A 26,336-nucleotide genomic window follows, 5' to 3' on the forward strand; every position below is an offset into this window, starting at 1 on the left:
GCATGACCCCGGCCATCTTCGCCGACCTTCGGCACCGTCACGCCGAACCGCATCGCGCCTGGCACAACTGGGCACGCATCTCCGCCATGCTGGCCATGGCGGAGGAGGTGTCGCATGCGCTGGCGGACCGGCCGGCCTTCATCCTGGCGGTGATGTTCCACACCGCGGTCTTCGATCGCGGCCAGGCGGATTGCGGCGCGCAATCGGTCGCGCTGCTGCACCGCCATCTCGGCCGCGCCATGCCGCCGCATATGCTGGCGCGGGCGGAGGCGCTGATCCAGGCCGTGCTGCGCCAGGAACCGCCGGAAAGCGAAGACCCCGGCATGCGCGCCGATGCCGCGCTGCTGCTGGATCTGGACAATGCGCCGCTGGGTGAATCACCGGACCGCTATGCGGCCTATGAGGCGGCGATCCGCCGCGAATTCGCGCATCTGTCGGAAGATCGCTACCGCATCGCCCGGACGGCCGCCTTGCAGATGTTGCTCTGGCGTCGCCGGCTTTACCTGACCGACCGCTTCTTCCTGGACCGCGAAAAGCGTGCGCGGCGCAACATCGAAGCCATGCTCGACCGGTTGCAACAGGACTGACGCGGGGGGACCGTTGTCCAGCTTCATGCCACGGTATAAACGTTGCGTCTGGACATCAGGTGCCGGTCCCCATGACGCTTCCCGTCGTTTCCCTCGATTGGTCCCGTGATTCCTACGAGGAGGCCGATTCCGGCAGCACGGAACGCAAGGTCTATGTCTACCTCGACGGATCGAGCGAAACGCCGGTCGTCGTCAGCTACACCACCGTGGATGGCACTGCCTCGGCCGGCGCGGATTACACGGCGCAGACGGGCACCGTCACCTTCGCGCCGGGCGAAACCTCGGCGATCATCACGATCCAGACCCTGGCCGACACCGATTACGAGGCGAACGAATCCTTCGAGGTGCGGATCACCGGCGTCTCGGACAATGCCACCATCGCAGAAACCGGGTCGAGCACCTCCGTCGAAATCTGGAATGACGACCCGCTGCCCAGCGTCACGCTCAGCCCCGCCTCGCCCGTGGTCGTGGAAGGCGATTCGGGCAGCAAGGCCCTGACCTTCACCGCCAGGCTTGCCGCGCCGGCCATGGCGCCCTTCAGCCTGATCTACGAAGCCAGCCAGGGCACCGCGACCTATCCCTATGACTTCGGCTTTACGTTCGGCTTTCTCCGGTTCGAGACGGGGGATACGGAGGCGACCTTCATCGTCAACATCACGGGCGACACGGTCTACGAGCCGGAGGAGACCTTCACGGTGCGCGTCGGTGAGGCCGAGGCGGTTGTCACGATCCAGGACAATGACCCGCCGCCGCCTTCCGTCGCCCTGCTCTCCACCGTCACTTCGGTGACCGAAGGCGATGCGGGCACGACGGACCTCACCTTCACGGTCCAGCTCTCCCAGGTCATGCCGGGCGTGGTCTATGTCGATTACGGGACCCTCGCAGACACCGCCCAGGTCGACCTGGACTACAATCGCTGGTTCGGAACCTTCAGGTTTGAGCCTGGCGAGACCTCGAAATCCTTCACGGTCTCTGTCCGCGGTGACACGCTGCATGAGGGGGATGAGAGCTTCTTCGTGCGCCTGGGCAATCCCACCGGCGGCGTCGTGCTCGACTCCGCGCACCGCAGCGCGACCGTCACCATCCTCGACGACGATCCGGCGCCCACCACCCTCCTGTCCCTTGCCGCCACCCTGGATGATCGTACCGAGGGCACTGGGGACGGCGTCAGCGTCTTCTCCTATCTGGTCACCCGCAGCGGCGACCTTTCCGGCAACAGCCAGGTCGGATGGTCGGTCAGCGGCAGCGGCGCCAATGCCGCGAATGCCGCGGATTTCCTCGGTGGCGTCCTGCCCAGCGGCACCCTCACCTTCGCCGCCGGCCAGGCGGAGCAGGTCATCAAGGTGCGGGTCCTGCGCGACGCCGTCTTCGAGCCCGACCAGACCTTCCAGGTCGCCCTGTCGGCACCTGTCGGCGCGAGTCTCGGCATCAGCCAGGCCAGCGGCATCATCCGCAACGACGACGCGCCCAGCGGCACCCTGGCCATCGCCGGTGAGATCACCGATCGCTCCGAAGGCACCGGCGACGGCGTCAGCGTCTTCACCTACCGCATGACCCGCACGGGCGATTTGTCGGAGACGATGCAGGCCGGTTGGTCGGTCCGCGGCACCGGCGTCAACCCCGCCGATGCGGCGGATTTCCTGGGTGGGGTGCTTCCCAGCGGCGTCGTCACCTTCGCCGCCGGCCAAGCGGAGCAGACCATCAAGGTCCGGGTTCTACGAGACGCCGTGCAGGAAAGCGACGAAGGATTCTCCGTCATCCTCGCGGCGCCTTCGACCCCGGGCATCCGCGTCATCAGCGGGGTGGCCAATGGCATCATCCGCAACGACGACCTGCCAAGTGTCCGCTTCGCGATGACCACGGATATGGTGGACCGCGATGAGGGCACCGGCTCGGGCGTCAGCGTCTTTTCCTACACTGTGACGCGCAGCGGCGACCTCTCCGGCACATCTCATGTCGACTGGATCGTCCTGGGCGCGCCGCCCTATGGCGCCGATGCGGCGGACTTCCTGGGCGGCGCACTGCCCAAGGGTCGGGTGACCTTCGAGGCCGGTCAGGCCGAGCAGGTTATCAAGGTGCGCGTGCTGCGTGACGCCGAGGAGGAGCCGGATTCCTACTTCCATCTGCTCGCCAAGTCGGCCGAGGACTTTTCCTACACCATGTCCGCCCGCGGCGTGATCCGCGACGACGACGCGCCGCCGCGAACGAACCTGTCCATCGGCGGCGACGTCACCGAACGCAGCGAGGGCACCGGCACCGGGGTCAGCGTCTTTTCCTACATCGTCACCCGCAGCGGTGATCTTTCGGGCGCCAGCCAGGCGGCCTGGTCGGTCCGCGGTACCGGGGCCAGCGCCGCGGATGCGGCGGATTTCATGGGCGGCGTCATGCCCGGCGGCACCGTCGCCTTCGCGGCCGGCGAGGCGTCCCAGGTCATCAAGCTGCGCGTCCTGCGGGATGCGCAGCAGGAGGCAGATGAGACCTTTGTCGTCACCCTCGGCAGCCTCTCATCCGGCACGGCCATCACCTCGGCCACTGCGACCGGCACCATCCTCAATGACGATCTGGCGCCCAGCTTCATGGCCCTCTCGGACCATATGCTGATCGGCTAGCCTATAGCCGCGCGATCAGCGCCTTGGCTGCATGCGGCGCCTTCGGCTTGAAGCCGTTGATCATGAAGACGAAGACGTCCCGCGTCTTCGGCGCCTTCTTTTCCGGCGGGGCGAGCAGGGGAAGGTCCTCGGGCGTGCCGCCCTTCGCCCAGGTCTTGGCGCGCGCGGCCCAGCGGTCCAGGGCGGCTTCGGGGTAGCCCAGCGCCTCCTCCTCCGCCGCCGACTGCAGGCGCGCATAGACGAAGGGCGCGGTCACGTCGTGGATCGCGGGGAAGTTGGGCTTGTCCGCCACCACGGCCGCCACCCCGTAGCGGCGCAGCAGCTCGGGGAATTCGGGCACCGCGAAACTCGGGTGACGCACCTCCACCACATGCCGCAGCGCCACGCCGTCCTGCTCCTTCGGCAGCAGCTGAAGAAAAGCCTCGAAATCCTCGGGCTCGAACTGCTTGGTCGGCAGGAACTGCCAGTTGATCGGGCCGAGCTTGGCCTTCAGCTCCACCAGCCCACTGGAGAGAAAACGCGTGATGGAGGCCTCGGATTCGGCCAGCACCTTGCGGTTGGTGGTGAAGCGGCTGGCCTTCAGCGCGAAGACGAAATCCTCCGGCGCCTCGTCATGCCAGCGGGCGAAGCTCTCGGGCTTCTGGCTGCCGTAATAGGTGCCGTTGATCTCGATGGCCGTCACCTGGCGGCTGGCGAAATGCAGCTCCTGTTTTTGGGGCAGGCCTTTCGGGTAAAAATTGTCGCGCCAGGGTTCGAAGGTCCAGCCACCGATGCCGACCCGGATTTTTGGTGCCATGCCGCCCCCCATTCCCTGTCCGCAGGCTGCCCCATGCGGCGCGGGATGCCTCACCACATCAGCGCGACTGGCGCCAGAGGATTGCCGCGCCGTGCCCGTTCCACCGGCGGCAGCACGTCGCAGGAGGGCCATAAGCCGCTGGACAGCGCCGCCGCATAGCCTTCCGGCAGCCGGGCCGCGCGCATCGCGGCGGCGGCGGCTTCGTGGTCGTAGTCCAGCGGCAGGATTTCCGCGCGCAAGCCCTCGGCGGTCGGCGTCAGCACCGAAAACCAGACGCGCGGCGTGCCGTCATCGGCCGGCATGCCCACCGCGCCCGCATTCAGCCAAAGCCCATCCCCGACGCGCCGCGCGAAGGGCAGGCCGCAATGGCCGGCGATGACGCCATCGCAGCCCGTCACTGCGATTTCCTCGGCCAGCACATCCTCGGGCGCCGAGGCAAACAGGAAGCGGCTGGTCTCCGCCGCGCCACCATGCAGCACCGCCAGCCGCCGGCCATCCGGCAGCGCCAGCACGATCCGCCTGGGCAGGCCGCGCATCCAGTCGCGCTGCGCCGGCGTGACCTCCGCATTGGCATGGGCGTACCAGCTTCGGCTGAGCAGGTCGCAGGCGGTGCCTTCCTCGAACCCGCAGCCGCAATCCTCGGCGGCCTCGGCGAGCTGTTCCTCGCAATTGCCGGCCAGCACGGCGATGCCGCTGCCCATCACCAGGTCGCAGCAGGCGGCGGCATCGGCGCCATAGGCGACCACATCACCGGTGCAGAGGATGTGCGTGGCCGAAATGCCGCGCCGCGCCGCCTCCGCCAGCACCGCCTGCGTCGCCTGAAGGTTCGAATAGGGACCGCCAAAAACCAGCATCAGGCCGTCGAGCGCGATTATCATGCGAGGCTTCTCCGAAGGGCTGCGCTGATCCGATCCGCCGTCAGGGTCAGCCCGACCACCACGAGCAGGATGGCAAAGAGGCGGTTGAAGTCGAGCAGGTCCACGGCGTTCTTCAGCTCCTGTCCAATGCCGCCGGCGCCGACCAGCCCGAGCACGGTGGAGGCGCGGATATTGAACTCCCACACATAAAGCAGCGCCCCCGCCGTCTCCGGCAGGGTCTGGGGGATCAGCGCGTGGCGCGCCACCTGAAGCTGGCTGCCGCCCACCGCGAGAATCGCCTCCGCCGGGCGCGGATCGGCGGCTTCCAGTGCCTCCGACCACAGCTTGCCCAAGGAGCCGGCGGAATGCAGCGCCACGCCGATCATGCCGGCGAAGGGGCCGAGGCCGACGGCGGCGACGAAGATCAGCGCGAAGACGAAGCCATCCACCCCGCGCAGCGCATCCAGCGCCCCGCGCGCCGGCTGCCGCAGCCATCCGGCGCGGGTCACCGGCCTCGTCGCCAGCAAGGCCACCGGCGCGGCCAGGATCGCCGCGACGAAGGTGCCCAGCGTGGCGATGCCCACCGTTTCCGCCGCGCGGCGCGCGATATCGCCGGGTCCGGAAAAATCCGGCGGCCAGGCACCGGCCAGCCAGCCGCCGAGTCTCGGCAGCCCCGCCGCCAGCCGCGCCGGGTCCGGCCCCACCACCCAGACCGAGCCCGCGAGCAAGGCCAGGAACGCCGCCCAGCCCAGCCGCTTCACGCGTTGCGCAGCCTTCCCAGCGCGCGGCCGGCGGCCTCGATGGGGGCGTAGGTCTCGGCGGTGGCGGGCACCCAGCCGGTATAGTCGGTGGGCAGCACCTCGGCCGTGCTGGCAATGGCGGCCTCGGCCAGGGCGGTGCGGGTCGCGGCATCCAGGCCGCGGCGCACCGCCAGCGCATCATTGGGCAGGGGATCGCTGCGCCACACCACCTTCACCTGCCCCTCCCGCACCCTTCCGGCTGCCATCATCGCGGCGAGGTTGCGGTCGTAATCGGTGGCGAGGTCCACCTGGCCATTGGCCACGGCGATGACATTCGCCGCATGGCTGGCGCCGTCGCGGTAGCGGAAGAAAGTGCGGGGATCGATGCCCTGGCGCAGGAACCAGTGATGCGGCACCAGCCAGCCGCTGGTCGACCCGGCATCGGCGAAGGAGATCGACATCCCCCGCGCATCCTCCGGAAAGCGGGTGATGGGCAGGTCCGGCCTGGCCAGGATGATGGCGTGGTAGGTCGGGCTGCCGCGCCAGAGCACGGTGGCCACGGCCTCCGCCCCCGCCCGGTCCTGCGCCAGCACATAGCCCCAGGGGCCCATCCAGGCGCAGTCCATCTGGTCGCTGCCCAGCGCCACCGCGATGCCGGCCCAGTCGCCGGTGACGGAAAGCTGGTAGCGCCGGCCCAGCCGGGCGGCGAGATGGGCGAAGAAGGGCTCGAAGGCCCGGCGCGTGTCGCCCGGCGTGGGCTGGAACGGCCCCACGGCGAAGCGCAGCGGCGCGGCCTGGGCCAAAGCCGGGCTGGCCAGCGCGACGAGGCCGCCGGCCAGCACGGCACGGCGACGGAGACTCGGCGGATGCTCGGGCAAGCTCGACCCCTTCGATATCAGGCGCGGCTTCGCCGGCGCGGGCAGAAAGGTTACACCGCGCCGCCTCAACGAGCGAAGCGCGCCTTCAGGGGGATGGCGGCCAGCGCCAGCGCGGCGAGGCCCAGCAGCGCGCCCAGGATCTGCGGTGTCAGCACGCTGCGGATGTCGAAATCGCCGCCCGCCTCCAGCACCCCGCCCAGCCCGGCGCCGGCCAGGCTGAACACGGCCGTGCCGGGCAGGATGCCGAAGAAGGTGGTCAGCACATAGACCGGCAGCCGCACCCCGGCGAAGGCCGGCACCAGATTGACCAGCACGAAGGGAAACAGCGGCACCAGCCGCAGCACCAACAGGTAGGAGGCGGCATTGCGCCGGATGCCCTCCGCCAGCTTCTGGGCGCGCGGCCCCAGCCGGTCCAGCGCATCATCGCCGAACAGCCGGCGGGCCAGCAGGAAGACCAGGGTGGCGCCCAGCGTCGCGCCCGTGACCGTCAGCACCGTCCCCAGCACCGCGCCGAACAGGAAGCCGCCGGTCAGCGTCAGCACCACCGCGCCAGGGATGGAAAGCGCCACCGCCGCCGCATAGACCAGCACATAGCCCGCCGCCGCGACCGCCCCATGCGCCGCCACCAGCCCCAGCAGCGTCGTCCGGTGACGGCCCAGGGTCTCGATCGACAGATGATCCGACAGGCCGCTGGCCCGCAGCCCGAGCACCAGCGCCAGGATGGCGAGCGCGATCCACAGCCGGGGGTCGCGCAGCAGGCGGGCTAGGCGCATGGCGCGTCTCCTCGGGGTGGCGGGTGCGGACGGCTTCGCCCCCAACCCTGGGCCGGTTACGGCCTCATCGCTGCGGCGTGCGGGCGCGCTCGATCTCGCGCCAGCGCGCGACGTTGCGGTTGTGCTCCTCCAGCGTGCGACCGAAGGCGTGGCCGCCGGTGCCGTCGGCGACAAAGTAGAGAAAATCCGTCGCCTCCGGCCGTGCGACGGCGCGCAACGCCTCCCGCCCCGGGCTGGCGATGGGGGCGGGGGGCAGGCCGCGGATGCGGTAGGTGTTGAAGGGATGGTCGCGGTCCAGGTCGGCCCGGGTCAGCGCCCGGTCCAGCACCCCACCATCGGCAGCGGCATAGGCCGCGGTGGGATCCGATTGCAGCATCATCCCGCGCCGCAGCCGGTTGATGAAGACTCCGGCGACGCGGGCGCGTTCCTCCCGCTGGCCGGTCTCACGCTCGACGATGCTGGCCAGGATCAGGGCTTCCCGCGCATTGGCGAGCGGCAGGTTGGGCGCGCGCTCGGCCCAGATCTCGGCCAGCGCCTGGTCCATCGCCTGCCGCGCCCGGCGCAGCAGGGCACCGCGATTGTCGCCCCATTGATAGGCATAGGTCTCCGGCAGCACCTCGCCCTCCGCGAAGGCGGGAAGGTCGCCGACCAGGCCCTCCGCCTGTTCCATCAGGCGCGCGATCTGCTGCGCGGTCAGGCCTTCCGGGATGGTCAGGCGGCGCTGTACCGGGCGGCCATCGCGCAGCACGTTCAGCACGTCCCGCAGGCTGGCACGGGCGGGAAACTGGAATTCGGCGGCGCGCAAAGGCCCTTCGCCCCGGGTCAGCCAGGTGGCGGCCAGGAAATACAGCGGCTGGGCGATGACGCCGCGTTCCGCCAGGGCATCGGCGATGGCCGCCGTGCCGCCGCGCGGCACCACGATCTGGGCGGGGGCGGCGAGGGGGCCGGGGGCCTCCCATTGCTGCCGGGCATACCAGAAGGCTCCCCCGGCGCCAGCGCCGAGAATGAGCAGGACAAGCAGAAGGGCTATCAGACGGCGCATGGCCTATGACTGGCCTCGCCAGCCGCCTGTTGCAAGGCGGCTGGCGGAGGACCTCAGCCCGCCCGCCGGAAAATGATGCTGGCGTTGGTGCCGCCGAAGCCGAAGCTGTTGGACAGCACGGTGTCGATCTTGCGCGGCTGGGCCTGCTTGGCCACCCGGTCGATCGGGCTTTCGCGGGAGGGGTTTTCCAGGTTCAGCGTCGGCGGGGCGACGCCATCGCGGATCGCCAGGATGGAGAAAATCCCCTCCACCGCGCCGGCCGCGCCCAGCAGATGGCCGATGGCGGACTTGGTGGAGGACATGGCGAGGTTCTTTGCCTCATCCCCCCACAGCCGCTCCACCGCCTGCAATTCCAGGTCGTCGCCCATGGGCGTGGAGGTGCCATGCGCGTTGACATACTGGATGTCGGACGGCGACAGGCTGGCGGATTTCAGCGCGGCCCGCATGGCGCGGAAGGCGCCATCGCCATCCTCGGTCGGCGCGGTGATGTGATAGGCGTCGCCGGACATGCCGTAGCCGATCACCTCGCCATAGATCTTGGCGCCGCGCGCCTTGGCGTGCTCCAGCTCCTCCAGCACCACGACGCCGGCACCCTCGCCCATGACGAAGCCGTCGCGGTCGCGGTCCCAGGGGCGGCTGCCCTTGGTCGGATCGTCGTTGAAGGCGGTGGACAAGGCGCGGGAGGCGCAGAAGCCGGCCATGCCGATTTCCGCCACCGCGGCCTCGGCGCCGCCGGCGACCATGACATCCGCGTCGTTCAGCGCGATCAACCGCGCCGCATCGCCCAGCGCATGCACGCCAGTGGCGCAGGCCGTGACCACCGCGTGGTTCGGGCCCTTGAAGCCGTATTTGATGGAGACATGGCCGGAGGCCAGGTTGATCAGGGCGGAGGGGATGAAGAAGGGCGAAATCCGCCGCGTCTTGCCCTGCGCGATCAGCAGAGAGGCTTCGTAGATGGTCGGCAGGCCACCGATGCCCGACCCGATCATCACGCCGGTGCGGCAGCGTTCCTCCTCGGCATCCTCGCCGGGCATCCAGCCGCTGTCCTCGACCGCTTCCGTGGCCGCCACCAGCGCGAGCTGGATGAAGCGGTCCATCTTCTTCTGGTCCTTGACCGGGATCCACTCGTTGATGTCGAGCTTGCCCTCGGTCTTGGTCCCGACCGGAACCTGGCCGGCAATCTTGGCCGGCAGGGCACTGACGTCGAAGTTCTGGATCGCCGCCAGCCCGCTTTCGCCGGCCAGCATCCGCTTCCAGACGTTCTCGACGCCAACTCCGAGCGGGCAGGCGATACCCATGCCCGTGACGACAACGCGCCGCGGCGCAACGAGATGACCGAACACCGCTGCTTCCCCTACCCTACACGCCAGACCGCTGAAATCAGGCGGACTTCTGCTTCTCGATGTAGTCGATCGCGTCCTTGACGGTCGTGATCTTCTCGGCGGCGTCGTCCGGGATCTCGACCCCGAAGGCCTCCTCGAAAGCCATGACCAGCTCGACGGTGTCGAGGCTGTCCGCGCCCAGATCGTCGATGAACGACGCCTCGGTGGTCACCTTGGATTCCTCGACGCCGAGGTGCTCCACAACGATCTTCTTCACCTTGTCGGCGGTATCGCTCATGCCGCGATGTCTCCTGCTGGTCACTGCCGTACCGAGTATCGGCCCTGGTCCCCTCCATGGGGGCGGGGGCGGCGCGGCTTAACATGGAAGCGTCACTTGGCCTAGGCGGCGGCGCGACGCAAGCGGTCGGGTGCCGCGAAGTGCGGCTTTCCTGCGCCGGAGGCATCTGGAAGGGGTGGCCGGCCCTTCCTGTGTCGGCGGCGCAACGCCCCGGAGGCTGATGTTGCCACCGCGAAATGCCGATGAAGCGGCCCACCAGCCTCGCAGCCCGAAGCCGGGCCCTCAGATCATCGCCATCCCGCCATTCACATGGATGGTCTGGCCGGTGACCCAGGCCGCCTCGGCGCTGGCCAGATAGGCCACGGCGCCGGCCACATCCTCCGGCGTGCCCATGCGCTGGGTGGGGATGCGGGTCAGCAAGGCGGTGCGGGCGGTTTCCGGCAGGGAATCGGTCATCGCCGTCTTCACGAAGCCGGGCGCCACCACATTCACCGTGACGCCGCGCGTCGCGACTTCCTGGGCGAGCGACTTGCTCATCCCGATCAACCCGGCCTTGGCGGCTGCGTAATTGGCCTGGCCGGCATTGCCGGTGACGCCGACGATGCTGGCGATGGAGATGATCCGCCCGGACCGGCGCTTCATCATCCCGCGCAGCGCGGCGCGGGCCAGGCGGAAGGGGGCGGTGAGGTCCACTTCCAGCACCGCGTTCCAATCGGCATCGCCCATCCGCAGCGCCAGCATGTCCCGCGTAAAGCCCGCATTGTTCACCAGGATGTCGAAGCCGCCGAGCTCGGATTCCACCTTTTCGATCAGCGCGGCGGGCGCCGCCGGGTCGGCGAGGTCGGCGGGCGCAACCAGCACCCGGTCCCCGAGCGTCTCGGCCAGGGCGGCCAGCTCCGCCTCCCGCCGCCCGGAAATGGCCACCTTGGCGCCTTGCGCATGCAGGGCGGTGGCGATGGCGGCACCGATGCCGCCGGTGGCGCCGGTGACGAGGGCCACCTTGCCGGTGAGGTCGAACATCAGGCTTCTCCGTCCGTGAGGCGCTTCATCAGATAATGCCGGCTATGGCCAGGCGGGTAGCCGTCGATCCGGCCGAACTCGGTGTAGCCCAGGGCTTCGTAGAAAGGCTTGGCCTGGAAGCTGAAGGTGTCGAGCCAGATGCCGGCGCAGCCCCGCGCCCGCGCCGCATCCTCCGCCCTTTGCATCAAGGCGCGGCCCAGGCCCTGGCCCCGCAGCGATTCGGGAAGGTGGAAGAACTGGATGAACAGCCAACCGAACAGCAGGTAGCCCGTCAGGCCGCCGACCGGCTCGGACTGCCCGGCCAGGCGAACCACCAGATTGAAGGGCGCATGGCCCGGCGGACCGGCCGCGGCTTCGGCATGGGCGGACAGGCCGGCGACGATCACCGCCGTGGCGGGGTCATCCTCCGCCGCCGTTTCGGTGATGGTGACCCGTGGCGCGGCCGCATCCGGCCAGGGCTCGGCGGCCAGCGTGGGACCATCCAGGCGCTTGGTCATGGTGAAGCGGGTGGCCCCTGGCGGGCAGTCCTCGATCTGGCCAACCACGCCGAAGCCGAGCTTTTCGTAGAAGCCGCGCGCCTGGAAACTGTAGGTATCGAGCCGCATGCCGGTGCAGCCGCGCCGCCGGGCCTCGGCCTCCGCCGCGCCCATCAGCTTGCTGCCCCAGCCGGCGCCGCGCAGCTCGGCCGGGATCACCAGATTTTCGATATACAGCCAGGACCAGCCGGTTGAGCCGATCAGCCCGCCGACGACCGTGCCGGTCGCATCGCGCAGCAGCAGGGACAGCCCCTTCCGGTCGCGCGGGAAGCCCGCCGTGGCGTTCGCCTGCCACAGCGTGTCACGGACCGCCTTCTCCTCCTCCGCACTCGGCTGGGAGGTGAGGTCGAACCAGGCCGTCACAGCGACTTCAGGAAGGCTTCGATATCGGCCGGGGTGCCGATGGCGCTGGCCGAGGCCTCCGGCGCCAGGCGCTTCATCAGCCCGGTCAGGACCTTGCCCGAGCCGATCTCAACGAAGCGGTCGCAGCCCATGCCGGCCATGGCCAGGATGCATTCGCGCCAGCGCACCGTGCCGGTCACCTGGCGCACCAGAAGTTCGCGGATTTCCGCCGGATCGGTGGCCTTGGCGGCGGAGACATTGGCCACCAGGGGGACCAGCGGCGCCCGCATCACGGCCTCGCCCAGGGCCTCGGCCATCGCATCGGCGGCCGGCGCCATCAAGGCGCAGTGGAAGGGGGCGGAGACCGGCAGCTTCATGGCGCGCTTCACGCCGGCGGCCTTCGACCCCTCCATGGCGCGTTCCACCGCGCCGGCATGGCCGGAGATCACGATCTGGCCGCCACCATTGTCATTGGCGATCTGCACCACCTCCCGCACCTTGGTCAGCGGGTCCTCGGCGGCGGCGTCGCAGATGGCCTGGGCCTGTTCGGCCTCGGCACCCAGCAGCGCGGCCATGGCGCCGACCCCGGCGGGCACCGCCTGCTGCATGGAATCGCCGCGCAGCCGCAGCAGCCGGGCAGTGGTCGACAGTTCAAAAGTGCCGGCGGCGGCCAGCGCCGCATATTCCCCGAGCGAATGGCCCGCCACCAGGGCCACGCGGTCCTTCAGCACGAAGCCGCCCTCGACCTCCAGCACCCGCAGGACGGCCAGGGACACCGCCATCAGCGCCGGCTGGGCATTGGCGGTGAGGGTCAGGTCCTCCGCCGGCCCCTCGAACATCAGCTTTGACAGCTTCTGCTTCAGCGTCTCGTCCACCTCCTGGAACACTTCCCGCGCGGCGGGGAAGGCGGCGGCGAGGTCGCGGCCCATGCCGGGGGCCTGGCTACCCTGGCCGGGGAAGGTGAAGGCGAGCGCCATTTTTTCTGTCCGTGCGATCTGTCTGTGGCGGTCGGGCGGCCTAGGGCGGTCCCGGGTCGGGCGTCAAGTGTCCAGCGCCGCCCCGCGCTGAATCCGCTTGCCCCCCACCCCCGGCCCGTGCTTTACGCCGCGCTCCCCTGCCGGGACCCGAGGCATCGGTCCTGGCTATGCCCGTTCGCGCGCGTCCCTGGCATGGTGCCCGGGGCCGCAGGGCTGAGACAGCCGGAGGGAATCGGATGCCCTTGTATGAATGCGTGCTGTTGGCACGCAGTGATATCACGCAGGCCCAGGTCGAGGCGATCGCCGACCAGGTGCAGGCGACCCTGACCGAACAGAATGGCGGCGAGATCAAGAAGCGGGAGTATTGGGGCCTGCGTGGCCTCGCCTACCGCATCAAGAAGAACCGCAAGGCCCACTACATGCTGCTGGGCCTGGATTCGACCCCGACCGCCCTGCTTGAGGTCGAGCGCCAGCTTGGCCTGAACGAGGACGTGCTGCGCAGCCTGACGCTGCGCATCGAGGCGATCGACGACGCGCCGTCCGCCATCCTGGCCCGCCGTTCCGACGACCGTGAGCGTGAGCGCGGCTTCCGTGGCCCGCGCCCGGCCGGCCGCTTCAGCTCGGGCCGCACCGGTGGCCGCGAGCGTGACGACCGCGAGGAATTCCGCGCCCGTCCGCGCGACGAACTCGATATGGGCCCCGGGGGCGAGGAGTAATCCATCATGTCCGACCGTAACGAAGACGTCGCCCTGAACCCCGCCCAGCGCCGCCCCGCCGTGGGCGCGCGCCGGCCGTTCTATCGCCGCCGCAAGTCCTGCCCCTTCTCCGGCCCGAACGCGCCGAAGATCGACTACAAGGACGTGCGCCTGCTGTCCCGCTTCCTGAGCGAGCGTGGCAAGATCGTGCCGAGCCGCATCACGGCGGTCTCCGCCAAGAAGCAGCGCGAGCTGGCGAATGCCATCAAGCGCGCCCGCTTCCTGGCGCTGCTGCCCTACGTCATCAACGACTGAGACGGCGCGGGACCGGGACACAGGATGATGGCGGACGGCCTGGATCGCGGGATGGGGGAGGGTCGCGGCATTGCCGCCGATCCGCGCCTGCTCGCGGCCGGCGCGGCGGGTCTGGCGGCGGCGGTGCTGGCGCTCTGGGCCTTTCGCGGGCTGCCGGGCGGGGCCTTCGCGCTCTGGCTCACCGCCATGCCCCTGTTCCTGGCCGGCATCGGCTTTGGCGCCTTCGCGGCGCTGATGGCGCTGGCGGTGGCCAGCCTCGCCTTGCTGGTCCTCGGCAATTCACTCGGCCTCGGCCTGTTCCTGGCGCTGTTCGGCGTTCCCGCCGCGGCGCTGGTGCTCGCACGGGGACATGATGGCCGTCTGGACCTGCCCTTCGCGCTACTCGGCGTGATCCCGGCACTCGGCGTGCTGATGGCGGCCTTCCTGCTGGGCGATGCGCCCGGCGGGCTGGAAGGCGCCATGCGGCAGGCGGCGGAAGTCGGGCTGCAGCGCATGGGCCTGCCGGCGCATGACGGGCTGGTCGAGGAGCTGGTGCGGGTCAAGGCCGCGGCAATCGGCTTCTGGGTGGCGCTCGCGCTGCTGGTGAATGCCGCCGCCGCTGCGTCCCTGCTGGTGCGGGCGAAGGTCATCGCCGCTGCGCCATCCTGGCGCGAGGCCCGGCTGCCGGGCTGGTACCCGGTGCTGCCGGCGGTCGCCGCCGGCTTCTGGCTGGCGGCGGAGGAAGGCGGCGATGCCGTCACCCTCTCCGTGCTGCTGGTGCTGCTGGTGCCGGTCTTCCTGCACGGGCTTGCCGGCCTGCATCGCGCCAGCGTGGCGCTGCGGGGCCGCGCCTTCCTGCTGAGTGGCGCCTATGCGGCGCTGCTGATTCTGTCCGTGCCGGTGGCGCTTGGCGTCGCGGGCTACGGCTTCTACGACATTCTCAATGGAACACGGGCCCGGCGCGCTGCGCCCCCCCGAAGCTGAACGGTGCAGCCATGATCGAAGTCATCCTGATGCAGCGGGTCGAAAAGCTTGGCCAGATGGGCGAGCTGGTCACGGTCCGCCCCGGCTATGCGCGCAATTTCCTGCTGCCCCAGGGCAAGGCGATCCGCGCGAACAAGGACAACCTCGCGCGTTTCGAGCGCGAGCGCGCCCAGCTCGAAGCCCAGAACCTGAAGCGCCGCGAGGAAGCGGAGCGGGTGGCCGAGCGCGTGCACGGCCTGACCGTGGTCATCATCCGCTCGGCGGGTGAGAGCGGTGGCCTGTACGGCTCCGTCTCCGGTCGCGACATCGCCGATGCCTGCAAGGCCAGTGGCCTGACGCTGGAGCGCAACCAGATCCTGCTGGAGCAGCCGATCAAGCTGCTGGGCCTGACGCCGGTGCGCGTCGCGCTGCACCCGGAAGTGGTGATCGAGGTCGGCGTGAACGTCGCCCGCTCCGTCGAGGAAGCCGAGAAGCAGGCCCGCGGCGAGGATCTGCGCGCCGCCGACCAGGCCGAGGAAGAGAGCCTGGAGGCCGAGCTGGCCGCCGAGCTGGCCGAACTCGGTGCCGCCGCCGACCGCGACTGAGATCGCTGGGCGCCCGCTGCCCCTATCCGGGCAGCGGGTACCCATCACCCATCCGTGTGGGTGGGCGCAGGCCCTGCCCGCTGGATTTGCGTGACCTTCGTGACAAGATGACGCCTCCGCACAGGGGGCGTTGATCTTCGCTGCGTGCCCCCAAAGGGGGTCGCGCATGCTGCATGCCCTTCTCTCCCGCGCCATCCGGCATGGCAGCCTGATGGTGCAATATCCGGATGGAAGCAGCCATCGCTACGGCGATGGCTTGGGGCCGGAGGCCGGCTTCCGCATCCTGACCCCCCGGGCCGCGCGCCGGCTGGTGATCAATCCCGGCCTGTCCTTCGGCGAATCCTACATGGATGGGGCCATCGAGCCGCTGGATGGCAGGCTGCTGGAGGTGCTCCAGCTGCTGATGGCCAATATGGTCAATGGCGTCTCACACCCGGTGGAGCATGCGTTGCAGCTCTGGCGCCAGGCGCGGCGACGGATCGACCAGTTCAATCCGGCACCGCGGGCGCGCCGCAACGTGGCGCATCACTACGACCTGAATGGCCGGCTCTACGCCCTGTTCCTGGATCGGGACCGGCAATATTCCTGCGCCTATTACCCGACCGGGGCGGAGACTCTTGAGCAGGCGCAGGCCGCCAAGAAGCGCCATATCGCCGCCAAGCTGCGGCTGCGGCCGGGCCTGGAGGTGCTGGATATCGGCAGCGGCTGGGGTGGCATGGCGCTGAGCCTGGCGCGGAACCACGGCGTGCGTGTCACCGGCATCACCCTGTCGCAGGAGCAACTCGTGGAGAGCCGCCGCCGTGCCGCCGAGGCCGGGCTTTCCGAGCAATGCCGCTTCGAACTGATGGATTACCGCGACTGGCACCGGCCGGTAGACCGGATCGTCTCGGTCGGCATGTTCGAACATGTCGGCATCGGCAACTACGCCACCTTCTTCCGCACCCTCAGCCAGGCTTTGCGCCCCGATGGGGTGGCGCTGGTGCATGCCATCGGCCGCAGCGACGGGCCTGGCAGCACCAATCCCTGGCTGACCAAGTACATCTTCCCCGGCGGCTATTCTCCCGCGCTGTCGGAGGTGCTGCCGGCGATCGAGCGCAGCGGGCTGTTCGCCACGGATATCGAGATTCTGCGTCTTCACTACGCGCTGACGCTGCGGGAATGGCGCCGCCGCTTCGCCGCCAACCGCGATGCGATCCAGTCGCTGTATGACGAGCGCTTCTGCCGCATGTTCGAATTCTACCTGGCGGCGAGCGAGGCGGCGTTCCGCAACGGCGGGCTCATCAACTGGCAGGTGCAACTGACCACACAGCTGGAGACGCTGCCCCTGACGCGCGACTACATGCAGGAAACGGAACGTTCCCTGGCCGCGGCTTGCCAGTAATTGTATAAAATATCTCCACAAATCCACCCCCGTTATCCACAGCGATCCACAGGCTGGGTGGGGCGTCGCGACTCGGCGGGCGGGGTAGGATGGGGCGATGAACACTTTCGGCTCCCCCTCTCTCGGCAGTTCCGCCCCCGGCTTCGGCGGCGGCGACGGGCTGCTCGGCCTGTCGCAACGCCTGCCCCCTGCCAATCTGGAGGCCGAGCAGGCGCTGCTCGGCGCGCTGCTCGCCAACAACAAGGCCTATGAGCGGGTTTCCGAATTCCTGGCGGCCGACCATTTCGCCGATGCGGTGCATGGCCGCATCTTCACCGCCATTCAGCGCCGCATCGAGGCCGGGCAGCTCGCCGATGCGGTGACGCTGCGGGCGGAGTTCGAGCATTCCGGCCTGCTGGATGATGTCGGCGGACCCGCCTATCTGGGCCAGCTGCTGACCGCGATGGTTGGCATCATCAATGCCGGTGAATATGGCCGCGTCATCCACGACGCCTGGCTGCGCCGGCAATTGCTGGACCTGGGCGAGGTGATGGTGAATCGCGCCTTCGGGGCGGATTCGGACCTCGACGGCAAGCTGCAGATGGAAAGCGCCGAGCAGGCGCTGTTCGACCTTTCGCGCGCGGGCGAATCCGGTGGCGGCTTTGTCTCCTTCGAACGTGCGCTGGCCACGGCCGTGCAGCACGCCGAAAAGGCGTTTTCCAATCCGGGCGGCGTGGCTGGCCTGCCGACCGGGTTGCGGGACGTGGACGCCAAGCTGGGCGGCTTGCATCCGTCGGACCTTCTGATCCTGGCCGGCCGACCTGGCATGGGCAAGACGGCGCTGGCGGTGAAGCTGGCCTTTGGCGCGGCCCGGGCCGTGTTGCGAGAGGCGCGGGAGAAGGACCCGAACGCCATTCCGCGCGGCGGCGTCGCCATCTTCTCGCTGGAAATGTCCTGCGACCAGCTCGCCACCCGTCTGCTGTCGGAGGAAAGCCGGATCTCGGGCGACCGCATCCGCCGTGGCGAGATCAGCCAGCGCGACTTCGACAAGTTCCTGGAGGTCAGCCGGGAATTGCAGGCGCTGCCGCTCTACATCGACGACACGCCAGCCATCACCATCTCGGCGCTCCGGACCCGTTGCCGGCGCTTGCAGCGGACCAAGGGGCTGAACCTGATCATCGTCGACTACCTCCAGCTCATGCGGCCCGCGGCGGGCAGCAAGCCGGAGAACCGGGTGCAGGAAATCAGCCAGATCACCCAGGGGCTGAAGGCCATCGCCAAGGAATTGTCGGTCCCGGTCATCGCCCTGTCCCAGCTCTCCCGCGCCGTGGAGCAGCGGGAGGACAAGCGGCCGCAGCTTTCGGACCTGCGCGAATCCGGCTCGATCGAGCAGGACGCTGACGTGGTCATGTTCATCTACCGCGACGAATACTACCTGCAGCAGCGGCAGCCGAAGGAGCTCAGCTTCGACAACCCCCAGAAATTCACGGAGGGGATGGAGAAGTGGCAGAAGGATATGGAGGACGCCCATAACAAGGCGGAGCTCATCATCGCCAAGCAGCGCCACGGCCCCACCGGCACCATCCGCCTGTTCTTCGAGGCCGAGTTCACCCGATTTGGCGACCTGGATACCCATTACGATGCTGGCTATGGGGAATGAACCGCTGCTGATCCGGCCCGTCGCGTCGGGGGATTTTGCGCAGTGGCTGCCGCTGTGGGAGGGCTACAATGCCTTCTACGGCCGTGCCGGGGACACTGCGCCGGCCGCCGCCGTTACCGAACTCGCCTGGGCGCGCTTCTTCGATGGGCTGGAGCCGATGGAGGCGCTGGTGGCGGAGCTGGAGGGCCGGCTGGTCGGGCTGGCCCATATCATCTTCCACCGCAACACCGGCATGCCGGGCGCCACCTGCTACCTTCAGGACCTGTTCGCCGCGCCGGAGATCCGGGGCAGGGGCATCGGCCGGGCGCTGATCGAGGGCGTCTATGCCCGCGCCCGGGCCGCCGGGGCGCGGCGCGTCTACTGGCACACCCATGAGACGAATGCGGTCGCCAGGCGGCTCTATGACCAGGTGGCGGAGCGTTCGGGCTTCATCGTCTACCGGCAGGACCTGTGAGCATGCCCGAAGCGGCGGCGGGGCAGGGCGTGCTGCGCATCGACCTGGATGCGATCGTGGCCAATTGGCGGGATCTCTCCACTCGCCACGGCGCGCCCTGCGCCGGGGTGGTGAAGGCGGATGGCTACGGGCTGGGCGCGGTGCCAGTCGCCCGCGCGCTGCACGCCGCCGGCTGCCGCACCTTCTTCGTGGCGCATCTGACGGAGGGGGTTGCGCTGCGGGCCGGCCTCGGCGCCGAGGCTGACATCATCGTGTTGAACGGCTTCCCACCAGGCGCCGACGGGCAGGCCGGGCTGATCCCGGTGCTGAACAGCCTGGGCGATGTCGAGGCCCATGCCGCCGCAGGCCGAGCCCAGGACAGGCCGAGCCCCGCGCTGCTGCATCTGGACACCGGCATGTCCCGCCTCGGGCTGGATTCGGCGGAGCAGGCGGCGCTGGCGGATGACCGGGCGCGGCTGGATGGGCTCGACCTGCGCTTTGTGATGACCCACCTAGCCTGCGCCGATGAACCCGCGCATCCGCTGAACGCCGCCCAGGCCGCGCGCTTCGCCGCGGCAGCGGCGGCCATCGCGCCGGGGGTGCCGCGCAGCTTCGCCAATTCGTCCGGCCTCTTCCTGGGTCCCGACTACTGCTCCGACCTCGCCCGGCCGGGCTGCGCGCTCTACGGCATCAACCCGACGCCGGGGGCGGCGAACCCGATGCGGCAGGTGGTGACGCTGGAGGTGCCGGTGCTCCAGATCCGCGAGATCGGGGCCGGGGAGACGGTGGGTTACGGCGCCGGTTACACAGCGCACGGCAGGTTGCGGGTCGCCACCGTTGCGGCGGGCTATGCCGATGGCTACCTTCGCAGCCTGTCCGGCCGGTCCCTGGCGCTTTTCCAGGGCCGAGCCGTGCCGCTCATAGGCCGGGTCTCGATGGATTTGACGACGTTCGACGCGACCGACTTTCCCGATCTGCGCCCCGGCGACCGGCTGATGCTGATCGGCGGGCCGGGAAACACGCCTGACGATGTCGCCGCGCGCTGCGGCACCATCGGCTATGAGGTGCTGACCGGTCTTGGCCCGCGCTATCTGCGCGCCTATGCCGGCGGCGCCTGAGGCCTTGGCCAGCACCCTGGTGGACCGCCTCCTCGATCCCGTCGCCGCGCTTGGCCGGGCCGTGCTCGGCCTGTTGCGCAGCATCGGCGCCATCGCCCTGTTCGCGGCGGAGGCAATCAGTCATCTGCTGCGACCGCCCTTCTATGGCCGGCTGTTCCTGAAGGCTTTTGTCGAAATCGCCTGGTTCAGCCTGCCGGTAGTGGCGCTGACCGCGGTCTTCACCGGCATGGTGCTGGCCCTGCAATCCTATACCGGCTTTGCGCGCTTCAATGCGGAAGGTGCGGTGGCCAATGTGGTGGTGCTGTCCATCACCCGCGAACTCGGCCCTGTGCTGGCCGGGCTGATGGTGGCCGGGCGCATCGGCGCCGCCTTCGCGGCTGAGATCGGCACGATGCGGGTCACGGACCAGATCGACGCGCTCTCCACCCTGTCCACCAATCCGATGAAATACCTGGTGGCGCCACGGCTGCTGGCGGGCACGCTGGCCCTGCCGCTGCTGGTCATCGTGGCGGATACGCTGGGCGTGATGGGCGGCTGGCTGATCGGCACACAGCAGCTCGGCTTCGGATCGGGCGCCTATCTGAAGGCGACCTTCGACTTCCTGCAGGTGGCCGATGTGGTCTCCGGCCTCATCAAGGCGGCGGTCTTCGGCTTCATCATCACGCTGATGGGCTGCTGGTCCGGCTACCAGTCGGGCGGTGGGGCGCAGGGCGTGGGGCGGGCCACGACCTCCGCCGTCGTCGCCTCCTCCATCCTGATCCTGGCGCTGGACTATGTGCTGACCGCCGTGTTGTTCAGCCGATGAGCGATGTCCCGAAGATCCGCCTGCGGGGCCTGCGCAAGGCCTTTGGCGCGAAGCAGGTGCTGGATGGCGTGGACCTGGATATCCGGGCCGGCCATTCCATGGTGATCCTGGGCGGATCGGGCTCCGGCAAGTCGGTCACGCTGAAATGCATCCTGGGGCTGATCCCACCCGATTCCGGCGTCATCGAGATCGACGGACGGGATGTTGCGAGCCTCTCCAGGCGGGAGCGGGAACTCGTAAACGACCGCATCGGCATGCTGTTCCAGAACGGCGCGCTGTTCGACAGCCTGCCGGTCTGGGAGAATGTCTGCTTCAAGCTGCTCGCCCAGAACCGCATCAGCCGCCGCGCCGCCCGCGACAAGGCGGCGGAAGTGCTGGCCCAGGTGGGCCTGGCCGCCAGTGTCGGCGACCTGTCGCCGGCGGAGCTTTCGGGCGGCATGCAGAAGCGCGTGGGCCTGGCGCGCGCCATTGCGGCCGAGCCGGACATCATCTTCTTCGACGAGCCCACCACGGGCCTCGACCCGATCATGGGCGCTGTGATCGACGGGCTGATTGTGGATTGCGTGAAGCGCCTGGGCGCGACGGCCGTCAGCATCACGCATGACATGGCCAGCGCACGGCGCATCGGCGACGACGCGGCGATGATCCATCGCGGAAAAATCATCTGGCGTGGCGGGGCGCACAGCCTGGGCGATACCGGCAATGCCATGGTGGACCAGTTCGCGCGCGGGGAGCGTGAGGGTCCGATTCAGATGGAGTTGCGGCGGTAGAAAGCAGCCGCCGGTGCTGTCACCGGCGGCCGAGGGGGATGGTCAGGATTGGACTGAACCGACGCCGGCGGCCTTCAGCCGCTCCAGATGGCGCTCATAGCTGAAGTTGTTCCGGGCATAATCGCGCGCCTTGTCGACCTGCGCGTCATATCCCTTGGCATCGGCGTGGATGCGCCTGGCCAGGTCGAGGGCGGTGTTCTTGTCGGCATAAAGGGCCGCGTCGCCGAAGAGGGGGCGATAGAACTCCGGCAGAATGACCGGCACGCCAACGGCCATCGCTTCGATAATCGTGCGACCGAAGGCTTCCACCCAGTCGGGATGGTGGAAGTAGATGAAGACATCGATCTCCGCGAGGAACTCACGGGGATGCACGGAGCCGAAGGGAAGGACCGTCCAGTTCGGGGGGATATCGCCAATCACCTGCGCGACGGAATCCGCCCCACCCAGAACATGGACCTCCACATCCTCCGCCGGCGCATAGATCGCCAGGATATCCTCGCGGCTGTTCGGCCATTTCACCGAGGCATCGCGCGAATGCCGGCCAATGCGCAGGCGATCGGAGGGTGAGCGTTTACGCTTGCCGCGGCTCCAGCCCTTGATATCGATGATATTCGGCCAATCCTGGTCCGAGAGGTTGATGTGGTGCAGTTCCGCGGCGTGGTGCTCATGCATCGCGGTGCGGATCAGCGGCCCGATCGGGTGCCATTCCGCATCGGCGCCAAAATACCGGCGGCAATTCGCGGCGGCGGCTTCCAGGGTGAACCGGACCTCGCCCTGCTCCGAATACTCACTCATCGGCGGCTGGTTCAGGATGACCTTGATGTTCTTCGCGGCGATATCCGGAATATAGCGCTGCGTTTCCTGCAGGATTGGCGGATATCGGAGGATCAGAAGATCGCAGGAGATCTTCTCGCCGTAGACCACCATGTCGATGTCTTCCAGCGCCATGTCCTCGCCCAGCACCGCGAAGATCGAGCGCGGCGTCTCAAGGTCGTAGCGATACATCTGGAGCACGCCCGTGCTCACGCCGGCGGCGCGCTGGCAGTGCATCTCCTCGATGCTGGAACGCGTGCTGCCGCCTGCCATGCGGAATTCCGAGGCGATGACGACATCGAAGTGGCGGCGCTCGCCCTTCACGCGATGCGGCCGCATCGGATAGGGCGCGAGAAATGGCCGGGCCTGGTCCTTGCCCTGATACTTGATCTGGTCGGAATTCTTGTGTTTCAGCGCCGCCGCCTCGGCATAAAGATGGCGGGCGCCGAAGAAGAAACCTTCCATGCCGAAAAATTCGTCGGCGACGATGCTGGTCTCGGAGATACGCTGGAACGACAGCGGTCCGCTTTCGAGGTGCTGCACCGCCTCCCGCCCCGCGGCGACGTTCAGGCGCTTGTGCATCTCCGTATCCGCGCCGAAGCGGACGGTGTCCCAGTAGCCGCACTTCTCCTTGAGGAACTTCGTGCGCGTCATCAGGGACGACATGTTGACATTGCGAAGCTGCGAATTCGCCGTCGGTCGGAGGAATTCCAGGTCATTGGTCGCCCGTGCCTGCTGCGACGTGCAGGCGACGAAATCCTCGTTCTTGATCAGCCATTCAACCTGGCGCTGGAGCTTGGTCGGATGCGACCAGTCGTCGGCATCGTGAATGGTCACGAAAGCGCCGGAGCTTATGTCAAGGCCGTGATTCCGGGCGACATAGGCGCCGCCGTTCACCGGCATTTCCAGGACTTTGACACGCGGATCGCGCGCGGCGAATTCCCGCGCGACGCGCACCGTGCCATCGCTGCTGGCATCGTCGATGACAATCGCCTCGAAATTCCGCCAGCTCTGCACCAGCAGCGATTCAAGCGCGGTCGGCAATGTCGTTTCCGCATTGTAGCAGGCGATCAGAATCGACACGAGCGGAGCGCTCGGCCCGGACACCTCCTGAATTTTCGCCTTCATACGCAGGCGATCATAGGCGGGGCCGCCATTCTCGGGTGCCAGCGTGATATCCGGGATGTCGTAAAGCGCCAAAGCCTTGTTAATGGTCGCGACCCGCTCCGCCTCGCTCGTCATGTGATTCGCATGGGCGAGGTAGATATCCAGCATCTCGGAATCGGGAAGATTGGCTGCCGGCAGAATGGTACGCCCCTCCTCGCTTCGACCGAGGAGGTAAAGACAGAGGCTCTGAATCGTCAAAGCCCGGGCGCGGTCGTGGTCATCCTGCGCCGTGTCCAGCGAAAGAAGGATGTATTCCAGCGACTTCTGATAACCCTCGGGAGTTTTCGAGCGATAATACCACAAAGCCAGTTCCCGCGCCGCATAGGTCGCGTGGAAGGGGCGGTTCTTATTGCGCGCCAGTTCATCGAGCGAGGCGAGCGGCTTGTCGGTGAACCCCTGGCTCAGCAGGCGGGTGCGCAGCCGCAGCATGGACTTCCGCGCAAGTTCCCGAAACTTCGCAACGTCGGTCGCCTTGGTGAGGCGTTCTTCCTCGATGCCCTTCAGCGCGTAGTGGACAGCCGGATTAAGTCCACTCTTGGAGACATCGGGATATCTACTGACGTAAAATCCTGTGTCGAAGCCGGGGCGAGGGCTGCGCCCCAGCAACGCGCCATAACGGACATAGTGCAACGCGGAATCCATGCCGAGCATCGCGACGTCCGGATACTCGGTCCGGTACCAATTCGAATGGATCTGCTTCTTCTGCTTCAGAATCTGGATCTGCGTCTTTTCGTCCAAGGGAAGCTCCATCGAAGGGCACCGCGCTACACAATACATCAACGCCGCCGCCACAGTCGGGCGACGACAAAACCTTCAAGACTCTCTTGGCGTCACAGGTTGATCTTATCATTGGTCACTGACCAGCCGCCCCGCCGGAGGCGGAGGGCCCATGTGAGGGACCCAAGGCGGCCTTTCTAAGGTCGCATTCATTTAAACTTGACTGATGGAGCGCACAAGCCAGTTTCAGGTTGGATTCGAGGTGGCACTACTTGTCATCGCGATGCCATGCAAAGTGCCGGATCAATTGGAGACGCCTCACCCAAATAGAGACAAGGTTGTCTCATTGCATGGCCTGGGTCAGACAACCTTCAACAGGCTGGGAGCCTTGTCAGCCCGGCAAGGCGAAGGGTAATGTTGTCTGCTGGGCGCTGTTTCTTCAAGGGCGTCTTCCAGGCGCGCCTGTCCTATCATTGGATGGCCCAGGCGAGATGGCGCCAAGCCTCATGACGCCGGAGAGGGCGGGCGTCACACTGGCCAGGAACGCAGCACGCAATCAGCGCAGCGTCCGGTTCGCGGCGTTGGATCTTCGACGCGGAGGTGAAGTCGGTGAAAATGCATGCGGCCGTCTTCGGCGCCCCCCTGGAGCGGAAGGGCGAGGAGCCTCTGTCGGCCCGCCGACCCGCGCAGTGCGGCATCCCGCGCGAAATCGCGGGCTGAACCATGGCCAAGCCCATCACCCGTTTTGTCTGCCAGGCCTGCGGCGCTGCCTACCCCAAATGGCAGGGCCGCTGCGATGCCTGCGGCGAGTGGAACACCCTGTCGGAAGAAGTCGCCGAGGCGCGCGGCCCCGGCCCGGCCGCCAAGGCGGTGGGCGGCCGGCGGGTGGAATTCGTCGGGCTGAAGGGCAAGTCGGCGCCCCCCGCGCGCATCCTGACCGGCATCGCGGAGCTGGATCGCGTTCTGGGTGGCGGCATGGTGCCGGCCTCGGCCGTGCTGGTCGGCGGCGATCCCGGCATCGGCAAGTCCACCATCCTGCTCCAGGCCGCTGCCCGTATCGCCAGCAGCGGCCGCCGCGCGCTTTACATCTCCGGGGAGGAGGCGGTGGAGCAGGTGCGGCTGCGCGCCGCCCGGCTCGGCCTGACCGAAAGCCCACTTGGCCTCGCCGCCGCCACCAGCCTGCGCGACATCGTCGCGAGCCTGGAGGGTGAGGGCGATGTGGCCCTGGTCATCATCGACAGTATCCAGACCGTCTGGCTGGACGCTCTGGATTCCGCGCCCGGCACCGTCAGCCAGGTGCGCGCCTGCGCGGCGGAGCTGATCCGCTTGGCCAAGGCGCGTGGCTTCGCCATCGTACTGGTCGGCCATGTGACGAAGGAGGGCACGCTGGCCGGGCCGCGGGTCCTGGAACATATGGTGGACGCAACACTTTACTTCGAGGGCGACCGCGGCCACCAGTTTCGGATTCTCCGCGCTGTCAAAAACCGATATGGCGCGACGGACGAAATCGGCGTCTTCGAGATGACGGAGCGGGGCCTGGTCGAAGTGGCCAATCCCTCTGCCCTATTTCTGGCGGAACGCCGTGGCAATGTTTCGGGCAGCGCGGTCTTCGCCGGCATTGAGGGCACGCGGCCGGTGCTGGTGGAGGTGCAGTGCCTGCTCTCACCCAGCGCGGGCGGCAGCCCGCGCCGGCAGGTGGTCGGCTGGGATTCCGGGCGGCTCGCCATGCTTCTGGCGGTGCTGGAAACGCGCTGCGGGATGGGGGTGGGCATGAATGACGTGTATTTGAATGTCGCCGGCGGCCTGCGGATCGTAGAGCCAGCTGCGGATCTGGCCGTGGCCGCAGCCCTGGTGTCCGCCGCCACAGACCGGCCGACCGACCCGGGCGCGGTCTATTTTGGGGAGGTTGGACTGTCTGGCGAGGTGCGACAGGTCAGTCAGTCCGAAACACGGCTGCGTGAGGCTCAGAAGCTCGGCTTTACCGCCGCCACCCTGCCGCGCCGCGTGGCGCGCGGCAGCGCCACGCCGCCCGCGATCCCCGGCCTGAAGCTGGAGGAGACCGGACATCTGGCCGATCTCGTCGCCGTCTTCGCGGCACAAACGGTGAAGCGTGGGGCGAAAAATGACGCGGCCCGTGCCGAGAAACCTTGACGGCGGCC

25 protein-coding genes are annotated in these 26,336 nt (G+C 68.3%); 13 read left to right on the plus strand and 12 right to left on the minus strand.

Annotated features, from left to right (window positions below; all coding sequences use genetic code 11):
- Positions 1–2: 2 nt before the first annotated feature.
- Complete coding sequence (locus ACVFYP_RS12630) at positions 3–587, plus strand: HD domain-containing protein (protein ID WP_499200543.1); 585 nt, start codon at positions 3–5, stop codon at positions 585–587.
- Positions 588–658: 71 nt separating this feature from the next.
- Positions 659–3,196, plus strand: a complete 2,538-nt coding sequence (locus ACVFYP_RS12635; RefSeq protein ID WP_499200544.1) for a Calx-beta domain-containing protein — start codon at positions 659–661, stop codon at positions 3,194–3,196.
- Between the two features lies 1 nt (position 3,197).
- Here ACVFYP_RS12635 and ACVFYP_RS12640 read toward each other — a convergent pair whose 3' ends face one another.
- The 11 genes from ACVFYP_RS12640 to fabD form a co-directional block, all read right to left on the minus strand.
- Positions 3,198–3,992, minus strand: coding sequence for a DUF72 domain-containing protein (locus tag ACVFYP_RS12640; RefSeq protein ID WP_499200545.1), 795 nt, complete (start codon positions 3,990–3,992; stop codon positions 3,198–3,200).
- Positions 3,993–4,042: 50 nt separating this feature from the next.
- On the minus strand, positions 4,043–4,870 hold the full coding sequence (locus tag ACVFYP_RS12645) for a metallophosphoesterase family protein (protein WP_499200546.1): 828 nt from the start codon (positions 4,868–4,870) through the stop codon (positions 4,043–4,045).
- Entirely contained in the window at positions 4,867–5,610 is a 744-nt protein-coding gene (phnE, locus tag ACVFYP_RS12650) for a phosphonate ABC transporter, permease protein PhnE (protein WP_499200547.1), read from the minus strand. The genes ACVFYP_RS12645 and phnE overlap by 4 nt, the downstream gene beginning before the upstream one ends.
- Complete coding sequence (locus ACVFYP_RS12655) at positions 5,607–6,467, minus strand: phosphate/phosphite/phosphonate ABC transporter substrate-binding protein (protein ID WP_499200548.1); 861 nt, start codon at positions 6,465–6,467, stop codon at positions 5,607–5,609. Before ACVFYP_RS12655 ends, phnE begins: the two co-directional genes overlap by 4 nt.
- 65 nt (positions 6,468–6,532) lie before the next feature.
- Entirely contained in the window at positions 6,533–7,240 is a 708-nt protein-coding gene (locus ACVFYP_RS12660; RefSeq protein ID WP_499200549.1) for a TVP38/TMEM64 family protein, read from the minus strand.
- A gap of 64 nt (positions 7,241–7,304) precedes the next feature.
- Positions 7,305–8,282: an endolytic transglycosylase MltG gene (mltG, locus tag ACVFYP_RS12665; RefSeq protein WP_499200550.1), complete on the minus strand. Its 978-nt coding sequence runs from the start codon at positions 8,280–8,282 to the stop codon at positions 7,305–7,307.
- Positions 8,283–8,335: 53 nt separating this feature from the next.
- Entirely contained in the window at positions 8,336–9,625 is a 1,290-nt protein-coding gene (gene fabF, locus ACVFYP_RS12670; RefSeq protein WP_499200551.1) for a beta-ketoacyl-ACP synthase II, read from the minus strand.
- Between the two features lie 37 nt (positions 9,626–9,662).
- Positions 9,663–9,902 (minus strand): acyl carrier protein, encoded by a 240-nt coding sequence (locus ACVFYP_RS12675; RefSeq protein WP_092963667.1) that lies wholly within the window; start codon positions 9,900–9,902, stop codon positions 9,663–9,665.
- Positions 9,903–10,184: 282 nt separating this feature from the next.
- Positions 10,185–10,922: a 3-oxoacyl-[acyl-carrier-protein] reductase gene (gene fabG / locus ACVFYP_RS12680; RefSeq protein ID WP_499200552.1), complete on the minus strand. Its 738-nt coding sequence runs from the start codon at positions 10,920–10,922 to the stop codon at positions 10,185–10,187.
- On the minus strand, positions 10,922–11,821 hold the full coding sequence (locus ACVFYP_RS12685) for a GNAT family N-acetyltransferase (protein WP_499200553.1): 900 nt from the start codon (positions 11,819–11,821) through the stop codon (positions 10,922–10,924). The genes fabG and ACVFYP_RS12685 overlap by 1 nt, the downstream gene beginning before the upstream one ends.
- Entirely contained in the window at positions 11,818–12,777 is a 960-nt protein-coding gene (fabD, locus tag ACVFYP_RS12690; protein WP_499200554.1) for an ACP S-malonyltransferase, read from the minus strand. Before fabD ends, ACVFYP_RS12685 begins: the two co-directional genes overlap by 4 nt.
- A 236-nt stretch (positions 12,778–13,013) precedes the next feature.
- Between fabD and rpsF the strand changes: the two genes are divergently transcribed.
- From rpsF to ACVFYP_RS12740, 10 genes are all read left to right on the plus strand, one after another.
- Positions 13,014–13,493 carry a 30S ribosomal protein S6 gene (gene rpsF / locus ACVFYP_RS12695; RefSeq protein ID WP_499200555.1) on the plus strand — a complete coding sequence of 160 codons (480 nt, stop codon included), beginning with the start codon at positions 13,014–13,016 and terminating at the stop codon, positions 13,491–13,493.
- 6 nt (positions 13,494–13,499) lie between these two features.
- Positions 13,500–13,787, plus strand: coding sequence for a 30S ribosomal protein S18 (gene rpsR / locus ACVFYP_RS12700; protein WP_216878295.1), 288 nt, complete (start codon positions 13,500–13,502; stop codon positions 13,785–13,787).
- A 27-nt stretch (positions 13,788–13,814) separates the two neighbouring features.
- Complete coding sequence (locus ACVFYP_RS12705) at positions 13,815–14,750, plus strand: hypothetical protein (RefSeq protein WP_499200556.1); 936 nt, start codon at positions 13,815–13,817, stop codon at positions 14,748–14,750.
- A gap of 11 nt (positions 14,751–14,761) precedes the next feature.
- Positions 14,762–15,334, plus strand: a complete 573-nt coding sequence (gene rplI / locus ACVFYP_RS12710; protein ID WP_499200557.1) for a 50S ribosomal protein L9 — start codon at positions 14,762–14,764, stop codon at positions 15,332–15,334.
- 166 nt (positions 15,335–15,500) lie between these two features.
- On the plus strand, positions 15,501–16,715 hold the full coding sequence (locus ACVFYP_RS12715; RefSeq protein WP_499200558.1) for a class I SAM-dependent methyltransferase: 1,215 nt from the start codon (positions 15,501–15,503) through the stop codon (positions 16,713–16,715).
- Between the two features lie 97 nt (positions 16,716–16,812).
- The gene (locus ACVFYP_RS12720) at positions 16,813–18,354 is read left to right on the plus strand and encodes a replicative DNA helicase (protein ID WP_499200559.1); all 1,542 of its coding nucleotides are present in this window, start codon (positions 16,813–16,815) and stop codon (positions 18,352–18,354) included.
- On the plus strand, positions 18,335–18,808 hold the full coding sequence (locus ACVFYP_RS12725) for a GNAT family N-acetyltransferase (protein ID WP_499200560.1): 474 nt from the start codon (positions 18,335–18,337) through the stop codon (positions 18,806–18,808). The genes ACVFYP_RS12720 and ACVFYP_RS12725 overlap by 20 nt, the downstream gene beginning before the upstream one ends.
- 2 nt (positions 18,809–18,810) lie before the next feature.
- Complete coding sequence (gene alr, locus ACVFYP_RS12730; protein ID WP_499200561.1) at positions 18,811–19,905, plus strand: alanine racemase; 1,095 nt, start codon at positions 18,811–18,813, stop codon at positions 19,903–19,905.
- Between the two features lie 19 nt (positions 19,906–19,924).
- Positions 19,925–20,710 carry an MlaE family ABC transporter permease gene (locus ACVFYP_RS12735; RefSeq protein ID WP_499201266.1) on the plus strand — a complete coding sequence of 262 codons (786 nt, stop codon included), beginning with the start codon at positions 19,925–19,927 and terminating at the stop codon, positions 20,708–20,710.
- Positions 20,707–21,480, plus strand: coding sequence for an ABC transporter ATP-binding protein (locus ACVFYP_RS12740; protein WP_499200562.1), 774 nt, complete (start codon positions 20,707–20,709; stop codon positions 21,478–21,480). Before ACVFYP_RS12735 ends, ACVFYP_RS12740 begins: the two co-directional genes overlap by 4 nt.
- Positions 21,481–21,522: 42 nt before the next feature.
- On the opposite strand, the gene ACVFYP_RS12745 is transcribed toward ACVFYP_RS12740, so the two are convergent.
- Positions 21,523–24,198: a glycosyltransferase gene (locus ACVFYP_RS12745; RefSeq protein WP_499200563.1), complete on the minus strand. Its 2,676-nt coding sequence runs from the start codon at positions 24,196–24,198 to the stop codon at positions 21,523–21,525.
- A gap of 702 nt (positions 24,199–24,900) precedes the next feature.
- On the opposite strand from ACVFYP_RS12745, the gene radA reads away from it, so the two are divergent.
- Complete coding sequence (gene radA, locus ACVFYP_RS12750; protein ID WP_499200564.1) at positions 24,901–26,328, plus strand: DNA repair protein RadA; 1,428 nt, start codon at positions 24,901–24,903, stop codon at positions 26,326–26,328.
- Positions 26,329–26,336 lie beyond the last annotated feature (8 nt).

Source organism: Roseomonas sp. F4 (assembly GCF_053891155.1).